Here is a 13,864-nt window from a genome sequence, read left to right on the forward strand (position 1 = left end):
ATCGGCGCCGCGCTGGCAGCGTCAGTCCAGCGTGACGGTCAGGCCGGGATCAAACAGCGGGTTCTCGGCGCTGCCGTCGCGCACGTAGCCGCGCGGGTTGGCCAGCACGCGGGTGGTGCCGACGCGGTAGTCGAAGCTGTCGTGGGTGTGGCCGTGGATCCACAGGGCGGCACCGCTGTCGGCGACCAGGTTTTCCAGGTCGGACACGAAGCAGGCGTTGAGCGGCGAGCCGGCGAAGCGTGGGGCGATGCTGCGCGGTGATGGCGCGAAGTGAGTGACTACCACCGTGTGGCCGGCGAAAGGTTCGGCGAGGCGGCTGGCCAGCCAGTCCGCGTGGCGTGTGAACAGCGCGGCACAGTGCTGTGGGGTCAGGCTGTCCGGCCGTTCCTCGGCGATGGCGATGCGGCTGAAGTCGCGGCTGAAGCGGACGGCTTCCTGCATGGCCCGCTCGCGGGCGGCGCCGTCGCCGACGACGCGGAAATCGCTCCACAGCGTGGCGCCGAGGATACGCAGGTCGCCGATGCGCTTTTCACTGCAGTCGAGCACCGTCACTTGGCTGTCGCGGCTGAGATCCTGCAGCAGCTGGTTGGTGGCCGGGATGCTCGAGCCGTAGTACTCGTGGTTGCCGGCCACGTAGATTGTCGGGCGCTTCAGCGCCATCGCCCACTGCAGCGCTGCCTGCGGGCGCTGGATGTCGCCGGCGAGGATCAGCAGGTCTGCGCCGGTGTCGGGCAGTTCACAGGGCGCCAGCCCCAGGTGCAGGTCGGAGACGATCTGGAGTTTCATGGGTAGTGGTTGGGAGGTGCAGACGGGGCAATTGTGCGTCGGCTGTCGATGACAGAGCATAGCCGCCGGCGCCGTGTGGATGAAGATTCAAGAATGCTGTCGGCGGGTGTGACGCCGCGTGCCCGTCGGGCTGTTGGCGGAAACCCCGGTTGTCGGCCCGCGGTGGGCGGGCAACAATCGGCTATTGCCCTATTCCGTCTGTCCCATGCTCGCTATTGCCGCCCTCGCCATCAAGAAGACCGTGACCCTGTTTGCGCTGGTGGGGCCGGTATCGATGATTCCGATTTTCCTGTCAGCCACCGAGGGTTTGGATCCAGCCGCCCGGCTGCGCTTCGCGCGGACGATCGGCGTGAGTGTGACGGTGGCGCTGCTGGTGGCGGCTTTCCTGGGCCTGCCGCTGCTGAGCTTTCTCGGCGTGTCCCTGGGGGCGATGCAGGTCGGCGGCGGCATCATCGTGCTGCTTTTGGCGATTGCGATGGTGCTCGGCAAGGAGACGAGCTTCAAGGGGTCACCAGCCAACGGCGGCCCGCCGGAGCACCGCGAGGCGTCCATCGTGCCGCTGGCGGTGCCCTTGCTGGCCGGTCCGGCGGCCTTCAGCTACGTGATGGGCAACAGCGTGTGGGACAGCCGGCTGGACCTGATCCACGTGGTGCTGCCGATCATCCTGGTCGGGCTGTCGTGCTGGTTCAGTTTCCGTATCGCCTGCCGCGCCGGGCGCGAGATCCGCCAGGCTACGCTGAACGTGGTGGAGCGGGTCAGTGGCTTCATCCTGTCGGCGATGGCCATCGAGATGATGGCGACCGGACTGCGCCAGCTGTTTCCGCTCCTCGGAGGGACGTAGCGGGCGCGTCAAGGGCGGTTTCAGTCCTCGGCGAAGCGGATCTGGTTGCGGCCGGCGGCCTTGGCTGCGTACATCGCGGCGTCGGCGCGCCTGAGCATGGCTTCACCGTCCATTTCACAGGGCGGGAAGAGGGTGACGCCGACGCTGGCCGAGCAGTGGTGTTCCACCTGCTCGGTGGGGGCGTCGCCTTTGTCCATTGCCAGCACGTAGGGTTGTGCCAGCGCATCGCGGATGCGTTCGGCGACGTCGCGGGCATGTTGCAAGGTGGCGTCCCGCTGACTGTCCGGCTGGCCGTCGTCGATCTGTGCCAGCAGCACCGCGAATTCGTCGCCGCCGAGGCGTGCCACCGTGTCCTCTTCGCGCAGGCAGGCGGACAGGCGGCTGGCGACTTCCTGCAACAACAGGTCGCCAGCCCGGTGGCCATGGCGGTCGTTGAGGGGTTTGAAGTTGTCCAGGTCGAGATAGATGATCGCTCCGTGGCGTCCGCTGCGCTGGCTGCGGGCCAGGCTCTGGGCCAGGCGGTCGAAGAACAGGCGGCGGTTGGGCAGGCCGGTGAGCGCGTCGTAATAGGCCAGCTGGTGGATCTGCTCCTCGTAGCGCTTGCGCTCCGTGAGGTCGCGTATCGTCGCCAGCAGGGCCGGCCGTCCGTCCAGTTCCAGCGCGCTGAGGGTGACTTCGACCGGTATCCTGGCCTGGTTGTCATGGCGCTGCACGGTCCACTCCAGCTGGTGATGGCCGTTGCGGCGGGCGGCCTCCATGTGGCGGGCGGCCAGTTTGGAAGATACGCCGCCACAAGGCTGAAACCGCGGAGCCAGCATGCTGGCGGTCAAGCTGCGGAAGGCTTCACGGCTGGAGACACCGAGCAGGTCCAGGGTGCTCTGGTTGCAGTCGATCAGGTGTGCCTCGTCGAAGACCACCAATGCCTCATGGCTGGCCTCGAAGAGCACCCGGAAGCGCGCTTCCGAACGCTTCAGTTCTTCTTCGGCCGCCTTGAGTTCGGTGATGTCGGTCGCGAAACCGAGCAGCGCGTCGCCATGGCCGTGGAGCAGGAGCTTCTTGACCCACCAGTGGCGCAGCTGGCCCTGTCCGTCGGTGATTTGCTCTTCAACGGCGATGGGCACGCCGGTGGCGAAGACCTTGTCGTCGATCTCGCGGATGCGGCGGGCGTCCTCGGCCGGCATCAGTGCGTTGTCGTCCTGCCCGACGACGGCTTCGGCAGCGCGCAGGAATAGATCGGCAAAGGCCCGGTTCACGTAGCGATAGCGTCGGTCTGGTCCTTTCATGAAGACAAAGCCGTCCACGTTGTCGAGGACCATCATGAGTAGTTGCTGGTTTTCCCTTAGCTGTTGCTCGGTACGGGCGTGCTCGGTGATGTCGATCAGCACGCCGGACAGGCCGGAGATGTGGCCGTCGGCGTCGAAGACCGGCGCCTTGACGGCCAGGTAGCAGCGTTGTTCGTGATTGTCCTTGCTCAGGCGCAGCTCCCTGCGGGAGATGCGACAGCCGGTTTCGAGAACCTGCCGGTCGTCGCTCTGCAGCCGCCCGGCGGTGTCCGCATCGAAGAAGTCGGCCGAGCTCCGCCCGATGATGGCCTCCAGCGATGTGCCCAGCGTTTCGCAGAAGCGCTGGTTGGCGTAGGTGTAGATCCCGTGCCGGTCCTTCGTGAAGATCAGTGCGCCCAGCCCGTCGAGCACACCGCGCAACGCGTGCAACTGGCTGCCGAGGGGGCGCTTGGCCTCGTCGCAATCCTGCATGTCTGAGCGGCCTCCGGATTGCCGCCTCTCATTTGTGCGGCATTTTCGGTGTTTTTGATATTTTCAAATCATTCTAGTTCAAGGAACGGGGAAGGGTGACAAGGGGGGTGTCGGGTGCTATTACTATGTCATCACCTCCGATTCGGGGACGAGCCATGCGCACCTTCCAGACATCGACTGAAATCAGGGCCCCGGCAGAGCATGTCTGGGAGATTCAGACCGACGTGGCACGCTGGCCGGAATGGACGGGCTCGGTGTCCAGCGTGGAAGCGCTGACACCCCTGCCGCTGGCGGTCGGATCGAGCGTGCGCCTGTCCCAGCCGGGTTTTCCGGCGGCGATATGGACGGTCACCGCGCTGGAGCCCGGCGTGCATTTCGTGTGGGAGTCCCGTAGTCCGGGCATGAAGGCCGTTGCGCAGCACATGGTGACGCCTACCGCATCCGGCTGCGTCGTCAACCTGTGCGTGGTGTACGAGGGCCTGCTGGGCGGCGTGATCGGTTTCCTGATGCGCCACGTGACCAAGCGTTTCCTCGCCATGGAGGCGAGCGGCTTGAAGTGGCAGGCGGAAAACCTGCCGGAAGAGGAACTGGCCTTCAACGCCAGCTGAGGCTGACGTGGGTCGGAAATGGCACGTGTAGCTGCCTAATTTTTAGGCAGCGAATGAAAGGCCTGCCGTTTCAGGGGCTTGAGGGGCGCCCCCACATCTTATCCACAGGCTTGATCACGCCGGGCGGGGATAATCCACCGCGGCGGTGGATTCAGCCGGCGGCGACGGCCTTGATGGTTTCGCGCTTCCACTCGCAGCTGCGGCTCACCGACACGCGACGCGCCTTGGGCACCGCCAGTGGCTTGGCGATGCGGATCTCGGCGCGGCGCACCGGGAAGCGTGCGCCGATGGCGTCGAGCATGGCCTGGCTGAGGTTTTCCAGCAGGTTGAAGTGGCGGCTGGCGAGGAGTTCTTCCAGGCATTCGACGACCCGGTCGTAGTCCACCGTGTGGCGGATGTCGTCGCTGCGGGCGGCCAGTGTGCCGTCGATGGCCAGCGTCAGGTCGATCTCGAGCGGCTGGCGGGCGGCGAGTTCGTGGGCATAGATGCCGATGGAGGCCTCGAGGGCGAGGCCTTCGAGGCGGATCAGGCAATCATCGGTGGACATGGGCAAGCTCCGGCAGCGGTGGTTGGGTGCAGCGCCGGAAACGCATCCGGCGCGTCGAGGGCGGCATTGTCAGCCATTCTTGAGGATTGGTGCTTCCCATTCCTGAAAATCGTCGGCCTGGCGCATGCGCAGGGCGCGTTCGGCAGAGCGCAGGGTGTTCTCGATGAGCATGGTGACGGTCATGGGGCCGACGCCGCCGGGCACCGGGGTGATCCAGCTGGCCTTTTCTTTCACGCCGTCGAAATCCACGTCGCCGACGATCTTGCCGGCGTTGGGCCCATCCGTCAGGCGGTTGATGCCCACGTCGATGACGATGGCGCCTTCCTTGACCATCTGCGGCACGATCAGGCCCGGCTTGCCGGCGGCGACGATGAGGATGTCGGCGAGGATGGTGTGCTGGGCGAGGTCGCGGGTCTTCGCGTGGCAGATCGTCACGGTGGCCTCGCGCTGCAGCAGCATCAGGGCCATCGGCTTGCCGACGATGTTGCTGGCGCCGACGACGACCACGTTCTTGCCGGCTACGTCGGTGCCGGTGGCGTCGAGCAAGAGCTGCACGCCGTAGGGCGTGCAGGGCGGGAAAATGGTGTTGCCGACGACGAGTCCGCCGACGTTGTAGAGGTGGAAGCCGTCCACGTCCTTATGCACAGAAATGGCTTCGAGCACGCTGCGCGGCTCGATGTGCGGGGGCAGCGGCAGCTGGATCAGGATGCCATGCACGGCCGGGTCGGCGTTGAGGCGGGCGATGGTGGCGAGCACCTCGGCCTGGGGCGTATCGGCGGGCAGGGCGATGTGGAAGGAGCGCACGCCGCACTCCTCGCAGGCCTTGATCTTGTTGCCGACATAGACGCGGGAGGCGGGGTTGTCGCCGACGAGGATGACGGCCAGGCCAGGCTGCACGCCCTGGTCGGCGAGGTGATCGACACGCTCGCGGAAGCCCTCGCGCAGCTGCTTCGAGAGGGCCTTGCCGTCGATGATCTGGGCGGTCACGGATTCAGTCTCCTGGAAAAAAGCGGGGCGATCCGTGGTCGGATCGCCCCGGCGAAACGCCTTGCGGGGCGAGAGGGAGAAACTCTTTTCCTTACCCCCCGCGGGGGGCTGGGCGTAGCCCGGCCCTGGGGGCCCTTAGAAGCCCTGGCCGGGGATCCAGTTGGTGCCGGCCAGCGGCAGGCCGGCCATGGCGGCGGCTTCGATGGTCAGGGCGACCAGGTCTTCCGGCTCCAGGTGATGCACGTTCTGCTTGCCGCAGGCCCGGGCGATGGTGGTGAGTTCCATGTTCAGGGTCTTGAGGTAGTTCTTGAGGTGCTTGGCGCCGACTGCCGGGGTCAGGCGTTGCTCCAGGGTGGCGTCCTGGGTGGTGACGCCGACCGGGCACTTGCCGGTGTGGCAGTGGTGGCAGAAGCCGGGGGCGGTGCCCAGGGCGTTGTAGTCGGCGATGGCGTCGTGGTGGGCGCCGTTCTGGAAGTAGGTTTCGCCGTTGCAGCCGAGGGCCACCAGCACGCCCTGGCCGATGGCTACCGCGTCGGCGCCCATCGCCAGCGCCTTGGCCACGTCGGCGCCGGTGCGGATGCCGCCGGAGACGATCAGCTGGACCTTGCCCTTCATGTCCAGGTCTTCGAGGGCATTGACGGCCTGGCGCACGGCGGCCAGGGTCGGGATGCCGATGTGTTCGATGAAGCAGGTCTGGGTGGCGGCGGTGCCGCCCTGCATGCCGTCCACCACCACCACGTCGGCGCCGGCATGTACGGCCAGCTTGACGTCGTTGAAGGTGCGGGTGGCACCGACCTTCACGTAGATCGGCTTTTCCCAGTCGGTGATCTCGCGCAGTTCCTGGATCTTGATGGCCAGGTCGTCCGGGCCGGTCCAGTCCGGGTGACGGCAGGCGGAGCGCTGGTCGACGCCTTCCGGCAGGGTGCGCATCTTGGCGACGCGCGGGTTCACCTTCTGGCCCAGCAGCATGCCGCCGCCGCCCGGCTTGGCGCCCTGGCCGATGACGACCTCGATGGCATCGGCCTTGCGCACGTCGTCCGGGTTGAAGCCGTAGCGGGACGGCAGGCACTGGTACACCAGGATCTTGGAGGAGCGGCGCTCTTCCGGCGTCATGCCGCCGTCGCCGGTGGTGGTGGAGGTGCCCATCTCGGTGGCGGCCAGGCCCAGCGCTTCCTTCACGTTGGCGGACAGCGCGCCAAAGCTCATGCCGGCGATGGTGATCGGGATATCGAGTTCGACCGGCTTCTTGGCGAAGCGGGTGCCCAGCACGGTCTTGGTCAGGCACTTCTCGCGGTAGCCCTCGAGCGGGTAGCGGGACATGGACGCGCCGAGGAAGACCAGGTCGTCGAAGTTGGGCAGCTTGCGCTTGGCGCCCATGCCGCGGATTTCATACAGGCCGTGGGCGGCAGCGTTGCGGATGTAGTCGAGGGTCTTGCGGTCGTAGCCGTAGGATTCCTCGCGGGAGAGGTTCTTGAATTGCACGGGTTTGGTTTCCATTTGGGAACTCCTCAATATTCGTCGGCTAAGTCCGTCGGCGTCGTCCTGATGGGGGGCGGAGGCGGGTTCGGCGCTCCGCCCCGGACGGGGCGCGGGATCAATATTCCTGGTTGGCGTCGGCGTTCCAGTGGTAGAGGGAACGCTTGGAGGCGATGCGCCTGAAGGCCTTCGGGTCGTGGTCGAGGCCGGCCTGGTCGAGCAGGCTGGCGACGGCGGCGGTGTCTTCGTCGGTCATCGGTTCGTACTGGGCGTCGGCGCCGAGGGACTTCACGTTGCCCTTCACGTAGAGCACCGCTTCGTACAGCGAGTCGCCGAGGGCGTCGCCGGCGTCACCGCAGATCACCATGCGGCCGGCCTGGGCCATGAAGGCCGAGAAGCTGCCTACCGAGCCGCCGACGACGATGTTGCCGCCCTTCAGCGAGATGCCGCAGCGCAGGCCGGCATCGCCGTCGATGACCAGGAGGCCGCCGTGGGCAGAGGCGCCGGCGCCGTTGGAGGCGAAGCCTTTCACGTGCACCTTGCCGCTCATCATGTTCTCGGCGACGCCGGTGCCGGCGCTGCCGGTGATCGTCACGCTGGCGGCCTTGTTCATGCCGCCGGCGTAGTAGCCGGCGTGGCCGATGATCTCGACTTCCACCGGGCAGTCGAGGCCGACCGCGATGTTGTGGGCGCCGTCCGGGTTGAGCACGGTGACGTGGCGGGCCTTGCCGTCCTTGGCGTCGTTGTGCAGGAAGGTGTTGAGCTCGCGCAGGGGCTGGGTGGCGAGGTCAAAGGTCAGGCGTTCCATACGTACATCTCCTCGGGCGCGGGTTCGAAAACGGTGGCGTGCTTGATGCCGGGCAGGTGGGCCAGCGAGCGGAACTCGGAGGCGATGGCCACGTAGTCGTCGGTCTCGGCAACGACTGCCGGCTTGCAGGCGAAGGGGTCGCGGATCAGGGCCAGCTTGTCCGGCGTGCCCATCAGGAAGGTGAAGAAGCCGTCGAGCTCCTCGAAGCCCTTCTGCAGGGCGGTCTCCAGGTCGTCGCCTTCACGCAGGCGCCATTCCAGGAAGCGGCAGGCGGCCTCGGTGTCGTTGTCGGTCTCGAAGTGGATGCCGCGCGGCTCCAGCATGCGGCGGATGCCGTTGGGGTTGGACAGGGAGCCGTTATGGACCAGGCAGAAGTCCTCGCCGGCGGTGAAGGGGTGGGCACGGTCCGGCGTCACGGCGGATTCGGTGGCCATCCGGGTGTGACCGACCAGGTGCGAGCCGGTCAGCTTGCTGAAGTCGTAGCGGGCCGCCACTTCGGCGGGCGTGCCGATGTCCTTGTAAAGGTCGATGCTGCGTCCGGTGGACAGGATGTGCAGCTTGGGATGGTGCTCGGCGATCCAGCGCTTGACGATGGCCGGGGCCACGTCGAAGGTCAGCACGGCGTGGTTGCCTTTGATCTCGATGCCGACCGGCACGCCCAGGTGGGACTTCAGCTCATGGCTGAGGCCGAGCCAGTTGAAGTCGGCGCCGTCTTCGGTGAGGCCGGAATACACGCTGATCTTGCGCTGGCTTTCGGCCAGGGGGTTGCCGAACACCGCCAGGCCGGCAGAGTCGGGGCCGCGCTCGGTCATGCCGATCAGCATCGGCACCATCAGTTCGCCGAGCTTTTCCCGCAGGGCTGGCGTCTTGACCAGCAATCCGACGATTCCACACATAGTCGTTTCTCCTTCGTTCAGTTCTTAGAAAAATTCCAGGTAGTTCTTGATTTCCCAGTCCGACACGTGGCGCATGTACTCCACCCACTCCATGTGCTTGAGGCGCAGGAACTCGCCGGCGACCGGGCCGAGGGCCTTGCACAGCACGGTGTCCTTCTCGAGGGCGAGCAGGGCTTCGTGGAGGTTCTGGGGCAGGATCTCGATGCCGGCGGCCTTGAGTTCCTCGGGGCTCAGGGCGTAGAGGTTCTGGTTTTGCGGATCGCCCGGATCGAGGTCGCGTTCGATGCCGTCGAGGCCGGCGGCGATCACCGCGGCGGTGGCCAGGTAGGGGTTGCAGGCACCGTCCGGCAGGCGCAGCTCGAGGCGGCCGTGGGGGATGCGCACCATCGACGAGCGGTTGTTGTCGCCGTAGCTGATGTAGGCCGGGGCCCAGGTGGCACCGGTCAGCGAGCGGCCGACGACCAGGCGCTTGTAGCTGTTGACCGTCGGCGCGCAGATGGCGGCCAGGGCCGGGGCGTGGGCCAGGATGCCGCCGAGGAACTGGTAGGCCAGCTTGGACAGGCCGAGGCCGTGCTTGTCCGTCTTGTCGGCGAACAGGTTGGTCTTGCCGTCGCCGAGGGACATGTGGATGTGCATGCCGTTGCCGGGCCGGTTGGCGAAGGGCTTGGGCATGAAGGAGCAGATCATGCCCAGGTCGTTGGCGATCTCCGAGGCGGCCATCTTGAACAGCAGGTAGTGGTCGGCGGAGGTCAGGCAGTCGGCGTAGGTGTAGTTGATCTCGAACTGGCCGTTGGCGTCCTCGTGGTCGATCTGATAGACGTCCACATCCACCTGGCGCAGGCTGTCGGTGAGGGTCTCGAGGAACTGGCGGTTGCGCGACAGGCCCTTGTAGTCGTAGCAGGGTTTGGGCAGCGTGTCGGTCGGGTCGGTCGGGATGATGTTGCCGGCTTCATCCTTCTTGAGCAGGGAGAACTCGGGCTCCAGGCCGGTGAAGAAGGTGTAGCCCTTGGCGTCCAGGCGCTTGATCTGGTCCTTCAGCACCACGCGGGTGTCGAGCGGCCAGGGCTCGCCCTTCACGTGGCCGTCGCAGGCGATGCGGGCGTAGCCGGGCTGCCAGGGCACCAGGCTGAGGGTGTCCAGGTCGCCGACGGCCATGAAGTCGGGGCCGTTGGGCTCGATGCCGAGGCCCCACACCGCGAAGCCCGCGAAACCGGCGCCGGTGGTGAGGATGTGCTCGAAGTGGGCGGCCGGGACCGACTTGGTCTTGGCCGTGCCGTGGATGTCGACAAACTGGGCAAGGACATACTTGACGTCGTTGTCCGCGAGAAACTTCTTTGCTTCTGTGGGCGTCATTGCCGCTCTCCTGATTGGGGTGGGGTCGTGGGGGGTCAGTTGAAGCTGTGGGGGGCTACGGCGCCGCCGCCCAGCTCGACGGCGATGTCGAGCAAGGTCTCCCACAGGTAGTGTCCGTAGCTGCCGTCGCCCCAGATGCGCACTGCCGGCTGGCCGTTGCGCAGTTCCGGGATCACCGTCACGCCGACGCCGACCATCGAGGTGAGCACCACCGGGCGGGTGGCCAGGTCGAGGGGACGGAAATTGACGTTGCAGGTCTGGCGCAGCAGTTCGTCGAGCCTGGCGCCGCCGAGCAGCAGCGCGACGTCCTGGCGCAGCACCGGATAGACGCCGGCGCTGCGCGGCGCGGCGGCGAGGCGGGCGATCAGCGTCGCCGGGCCTTCCACCAGGAACTCGGTGAAGCCGAGGCGGGCGATCAGGCCGCCGCCGTCCACCGGCAGCCAGTTGTTGGGCTGCGGCGGAATCGGCAGGCCGAAGTTTTCGAGCCAGGCGGCGGCGCCGGGGCCCTTGCAGCCGTGGCGCGGCGTGAGGGACTGGTCGGCGATGCCGAGATTGGCGACGGCGGCCTTCTGGGCGGCGGGGTCGGGCAGGGTGGCGAGGTCGGCCACCGGGCTCACGGCGAGGGCGTTGCTGGGCATCACGCGGCCTCCTTCTGCTTGAGGTTGTCCGGGTCGTAGAACGGGGTGGCGCTCACCTGGGCCTGGACCATCGAGCCGCCGGTGAGGCGGATGCTGACGGTGTGGCCGGGCTTGGCCAGGTCGGGGCGCACGAAGGCGAGGCCGATGTGGCGCTTGAGGGTCGGGCTCCAGGCGATGCTGGTGACGCGGCCGGCGATGTCGCCGCCCTCGATGACCAGGTTGCATTCCAGCGGCACCGGGCCTTCGTGGCTGGCCGGGAAGCTGATGCCCACCAGTTGCTGCTTGCGCGGCTTGTGAGAAACCGCGGTGAGGCTGCGCTGGCCGACGAAGAAGGGCTTGTTCATCTTCAGTGCCCATTCCATGCCGACTTCCAGCGGGGTGGTGAGGCCGTCGGTGTCCTGGCTGATGATGATGTGGCCTTTTTCCAGGCGCAGCAGGCGCTGGGCTTCCACGCCGAAGGGGCGGACGCCGTGGCTGGCGCCGGCCTTCATCAGGGCGTCCCACAGGGCGCCGCCGTGGCTGGCCGGCACGTGGATCTCGTAGCCCCATTCGCCGACGAAGCCGACCCGCATCAGGCGTGCCGGGATGCCCGCCACTTCGCCCTCGCGCACCGCCAGGTAGGGGAAGGCGGCGGCCGACAGATCGAGGCCGGTCAGGCTGCGCAGTACCTCGCGGGACTTCGGCCCGGCGAGGTTCACCGCGGCGAAGGCGCCGGTGTGATTGACGATGCCGCAGTCCAGCCGCCACATGGTGTTGAGGCGGGACAGCTCGCGGTAGATCGTCGCCGCGCCGGAGGTGGTGGTGGTGAAGTAGAAGTGGTCGTCCGCCAGGCGGGCCACCACGCCGTCGTCGATGACCACGCCGGACTCGTCGCACATCACCGCGTAGCGGGTCATGCCGACCTTGAGGTTGGCGTAGTTGGACGTATAGACGCGCTCCAGGAACTCGGCGGCCTGCGGGCCGATGACCTCCAGCTTGCCGAGTGTGCCGACGTCGATCAGGCCGACGCCGTTGCGCACCGCCAGGGCTTCACCGCGAATGCAGTCGAGGCGGCTCTTGCCGGCGAGCTGGTAATACTCCGGGCGCTGCCACACGCCGGCGGGCATCCACTTGGCGCCGAGGGCGTCGTGGCGGCTGTGCAGCGGGGTGCGACGCTCCGGGTGGAAGCCGCGGCCGGCCAGGATGGACATCGGGACCGGGTGGAAGAAGGGGCGCGCGGTGGTGGTGCCGACCTGCTGGGGTTCCTTGCCGGTCAGGCGGGCCAGGATGCGCAGCCCGTTCATGTTGGAGTGCTTGCCCTGGCTGGGGCCCATGCCGTTGGTGGAAAAGCGCTTCAGCAGCTCGATGTTGTCGAAGCCTTCCTGCACCGCGTTGCAGAAATCCTTGAACTGCAGGTCCTCGTCGAAATCGACGAAGTTCTTGCCGGCCGGGTGGTCGATGATCGGCCACGGGTGGCTGGGGCTCTCGCTCTCGGGGGGCAGGGCGGCGCCGCTGGCGCTGCCGAAGCCGGCCGCGGCGGCGGCGTGGCTGCCGGCGCGGGCACCGTCGGCGAGCTTGCGGTCGAGCTCGAAGACGCCATTGACGCGGCCGCAGGCGAACACGCCGTCGGGCAGCACGTCGGGGACGAATTGTTCCACCGCCCGGTCGTAGCGCATGCGGGTGGTGGCCTGGTACAGCAGGTTGGCGGCGGGGGCCCAGCCGGTGCTCATCAGGATGCCGTCGCAGGGGATGTCGCGGGTCTGCGCGGCGGGGGTGCCGTCGGCGCGCAGCGCGGCGATGCGGGCGCCGGCGCACAGGCCGTTGGCGTCGGGCCTGGCTTCGACGATGCAGTGGCCGCTCAGCACCTCGACGCCGGACTGGCGCAGCAGGTGGGCCAGCGGTTCGGCCTTGCCGGGGTTGGTGCGCAGGTCTACCACCGCGGCGATGGCGGTGCCGACGGCCAGCAGATCCAGCGCGGCGCGGTAGCCGTCGGCGTTGGCGGTGAGCACCACTGCCTTGTCCAGCGGCTTGACGCCGTAGCGGTAGGCCAGGCGCTGGGCGGCGGAGGCCAGCATGATGCCGGGCAGGTCGTTGTTGTGGAAAACGGCGGGCTGCTCGAAGGCGCCGCTGGCGACGACCACGCTGCCGGCGCGCATCTTGAGCATGCGCTCGGCGCTGACCAGCGGAATCCAGTGATCCTTGTAGTAGCCGGCGGCGTAGGTGCCGGTGAGCACGCGGATGCGCGGCTCGGCGGCGACCTTGGCGAGCAGGTCGGCGTGCTGCTGGCGGCGGCCGTTGTCGTTGCCGAGCTGGTAGCCGGCGCTGCCGCCAGCCTGGGCGTTCTCGTCCACCACCGTCACGTCGGCGCCCTGGGCGGCGGCGGCCAGCGCGGCGGACAGGCCGGACGGGCCGGCGCCGATGACCAGCACGTCGCAGAAGTCGTAGGCCTTGGGCGTACGCTTGTGCGGGCTCTTCAGGTCCACCTTGCCGAGGCCGGTCATGGCGCGGAACATGCGCTCCCACATCGGGAACAGGCGCTTGCTGTGGAAGGCCTTGTAGTAGAAGCCGACCGGCAGCACGGCGGACAGCTTGCCGAGGAAGCGGCCCTTGTCGTCGGCCAGGCTGCCGAAGGTATTGACGGCGGTCAGGTCCATACCGGCCACGAGAGGCGTGACGTCGGCGCGCACGTTGGGCGTGCCGCCCGACTGGTGCAGCGCATTGACGTCATGGTTGGCCAGGGACAGCACGCCGCGCGGGCGGTGGTACTTGAAGCTGCGGCCGAGCACGCGGACGCCGGCGCCCCACAGGGCAGCGCTGATGGTGTCGCCGGCGTAGCCCTTGTAGGTCTGGCCTTCGAACTTGAATTCGACGGGGCGGGAGCGGTCGATCCACTCGCCGCGGGTGGCGGGCAAACGCATCATTGATCTCCCTCGTAGAAATAGGTCTTGAGTACAACGTCCTTCTCGGTGTCCCGCTCGGCGATGAACCAGGTGTTGCTGGGGGTGTGGCACCACCATTCCTTCTTCAGGCCGGGGGCACCGTTGCGGTTGAAGACGTAGTCGGCCCAGGCATCGTCGCTGGCGGTGGCCGGGTTGGGCATCGGGCGCACTTCGCCCCAATAGTGGAATTCCGAAACCGGGCGCGGGCCGTTGAGGGGGCAGGTCATGATCTTCATGGCGGTTTTCCTTTCT

Annotated in this window: 13 protein-coding genes; 2 read left to right on the forward strand and 11 right to left on the reverse strand. The window is 67.5% G+C overall.

The window, feature by feature from the left end:
* Nucleotides 1–21 precede the first annotated feature (21 nt).
* Nucleotides 22–786 carry a metallophosphoesterase family protein gene (locus AC1PQG_RS25400; protein WP_481120500.1) on the reverse strand — a complete coding sequence of 255 codons (765 nt, stop codon included), beginning with the start codon at nucleotides 784–786 and terminating at the stop codon, nucleotides 22–24.
* A 205-nt stretch (nucleotides 787–991) separates the two neighbouring features.
* Between AC1PQG_RS25400 and AC1PQG_RS25405 the strand changes: the two genes are divergently transcribed.
* On the forward strand, nucleotides 992–1,627 hold the full coding sequence (locus tag AC1PQG_RS25405) for a MarC family protein (protein ID WP_481120501.1): 636 nt from the start codon (nucleotides 992–994) through the stop codon (nucleotides 1,625–1,627).
* Nucleotides 1,628–1,647: 20 nt separating this feature from the next.
* Here the strand turns inward: AC1PQG_RS25405 and AC1PQG_RS25410 are convergent, their stop codons facing one another.
* Entirely contained in the window at nucleotides 1,648–3,381 is a 1,734-nt protein-coding gene (locus tag AC1PQG_RS25410; RefSeq protein WP_481120502.1) for a sensor domain-containing protein, read from the reverse strand.
* A 155-nt stretch (nucleotides 3,382–3,536) separates the two neighbouring features.
* On the opposite strand from AC1PQG_RS25410, the gene AC1PQG_RS25415 reads away from it, so the two are divergent.
* Nucleotides 3,537–3,989, forward strand: a complete 453-nt coding sequence (locus AC1PQG_RS25415; protein ID WP_481120503.1) for an SRPBCC family protein — start codon at nucleotides 3,537–3,539, stop codon at nucleotides 3,987–3,989.
* Nucleotides 3,990–4,140: 151 nt separating this feature from the next.
* On the opposite strand, the gene folB is transcribed toward AC1PQG_RS25415, so the two are convergent.
* The 9 genes from folB to AC1PQG_RS25460 form a co-directional block, all read right to left on the reverse strand.
* Nucleotides 4,141–4,536 carry a dihydroneopterin aldolase gene (gene folB / locus AC1PQG_RS25420; RefSeq protein WP_481120504.1) on the reverse strand — a complete coding sequence of 132 codons (396 nt, stop codon included), beginning with the start codon at nucleotides 4,534–4,536 and terminating at the stop codon, nucleotides 4,141–4,143.
* A 69-nt stretch (nucleotides 4,537–4,605) separates the two neighbouring features.
* Nucleotides 4,606–5,523 carry a bifunctional methylenetetrahydrofolate dehydrogenase/methenyltetrahydrofolate cyclohydrolase FolD gene (gene folD, locus AC1PQG_RS25425; RefSeq protein WP_481120505.1) on the reverse strand — a complete coding sequence of 306 codons (918 nt, stop codon included), beginning with the start codon at nucleotides 5,521–5,523 and terminating at the stop codon, nucleotides 4,606–4,608.
* Between the two features lie 135 nt (nucleotides 5,524–5,658).
* Entirely contained in the window at nucleotides 5,659–7,020 is a 1,362-nt protein-coding gene (locus AC1PQG_RS25430; protein ID WP_481120506.1) for an FMN-binding glutamate synthase family protein, read from the reverse strand.
* 97 nt (nucleotides 7,021–7,117) lie between these two features.
* A complete protein-coding gene (locus AC1PQG_RS25435) occupies nucleotides 7,118–7,807 on the reverse strand; it encodes a protein glxC (RefSeq protein WP_481120507.1) in 690 nt (229 codons plus the stop codon).
* Nucleotides 7,795–8,703 (reverse strand): class II glutamine amidotransferase, encoded by a 909-nt coding sequence (locus AC1PQG_RS25440; protein WP_481120508.1) that lies wholly within the window; start codon nucleotides 8,701–8,703, stop codon nucleotides 7,795–7,797. The genes AC1PQG_RS25435 and AC1PQG_RS25440 overlap by 13 nt, the downstream gene beginning before the upstream one ends.
* A gap of 24 nt (nucleotides 8,704–8,727) precedes the next feature.
* Nucleotides 8,728–10,056 (reverse strand): type III glutamate--ammonia ligase, encoded by a 1,329-nt coding sequence (glnT, locus tag AC1PQG_RS25445; protein ID WP_481120509.1) that lies wholly within the window; start codon nucleotides 10,054–10,056, stop codon nucleotides 8,728–8,730.
* 35 nt (nucleotides 10,057–10,091) lie between these two features.
* Nucleotides 10,092–10,694 carry a hypothetical protein gene (locus AC1PQG_RS25450; RefSeq protein WP_481120510.1) on the reverse strand — a complete coding sequence of 201 codons (603 nt, stop codon included), beginning with the start codon at nucleotides 10,692–10,694 and terminating at the stop codon, nucleotides 10,092–10,094.
* The gene (locus AC1PQG_RS25455) at nucleotides 10,694–13,594 is read right to left on the reverse strand and encodes a 2Fe-2S iron-sulfur cluster-binding protein (protein ID WP_481120511.1); all 2,901 of its coding nucleotides are present in this window, start codon (nucleotides 13,592–13,594) and stop codon (nucleotides 10,694–10,696) included. The genes AC1PQG_RS25450 and AC1PQG_RS25455 overlap by 1 nt, the downstream gene beginning before the upstream one ends.
* Nucleotides 13,591–13,848 carry a sarcosine oxidase subunit delta gene (locus AC1PQG_RS25460; protein WP_079437540.1) on the reverse strand — a complete coding sequence of 86 codons (258 nt, stop codon included), beginning with the start codon at nucleotides 13,846–13,848 and terminating at the stop codon, nucleotides 13,591–13,593. The genes AC1PQG_RS25455 and AC1PQG_RS25460 overlap by 4 nt, the downstream gene beginning before the upstream one ends.
* Between the last annotated feature and the right edge of the window lie 16 nt (nucleotides 13,849–13,864).

It is taken from the genome of Zoogloea sp. GDB6, from assembly GCF_056724105.1.

Bases quoted from the DNA above. Each gene is read 5' to 3' on its own strand.
- AC1PQG_RS25400 (WP_481120500.1), bottom strand. From the start codon at position 786: ATGAAACTCCAGATCGTCTCCGACCTGCACCTGGGGCTGGCGCCCTGT.
- AC1PQG_RS25405 (WP_481120501.1), top strand. From the start codon at position 992: ATGCTCGCTATTGCCGCCCTCGCCATCAAGAAGACCGTGACCCTGTTT.
- AC1PQG_RS25410 (WP_481120502.1), bottom strand. From the start codon at position 3,381: ATGCAGGATTGCGACGAGGCCAAGCGCCCCCTCGGCAGCCAGTTGCAC.
- AC1PQG_RS25415 (WP_481120503.1), top strand. From the start codon at position 3,537: ATGCGCACCTTCCAGACATCGACTGAAATCAGGGCCCCGGCAGAGCAT.
- folB (WP_481120504.1), bottom strand. From the start codon at position 4,536: ATGTCCACCGATGATTGCCTGATCCGCCTCGAAGGCCTCGCCCTCGAG.
- AC1PQG_RS25430 (WP_481120506.1), bottom strand. From the start codon at position 7,020: ATGGAAACCAAACCCGTGCAATTCAAGAACCTCTCCCGCGAGGAATCC.
- AC1PQG_RS25435 (WP_481120507.1), bottom strand. From the start codon at position 7,807: ATGGAACGCCTGACCTTTGACCTCGCCACCCAGCCCCTGCGCGAGCTC.
- AC1PQG_RS25440 (WP_481120508.1), bottom strand. From the start codon at position 8,703: ATGTGTGGAATCGTCGGATTGCTGGTCAAGACGCCAGCCCTGCGGGAA.
- glnT (WP_481120509.1), bottom strand. From the start codon at position 10,056: ATGACGCCCACAGAAGCAAAGAAGTTTCTCGCGGACAACGACGTCAAG.
- AC1PQG_RS25450 (WP_481120510.1), bottom strand. From the start codon at position 10,694: ATGCCCAGCAACGCCCTCGCCGTGAGCCCGGTGGCCGACCTCGCCACC.
- AC1PQG_RS25455 (WP_481120511.1), bottom strand. From the start codon at position 13,594: ATGATGCGTTTGCCCGCCACCCGCGGCGAGTGGATCGACCGCTCCCGC.
- AC1PQG_RS25460 (WP_079437540.1), bottom strand. From the start codon at position 13,848: ATGAAGATCATGACCTGCCCCCTCAACGGCCCGCGCCCGGTTTCGGAA.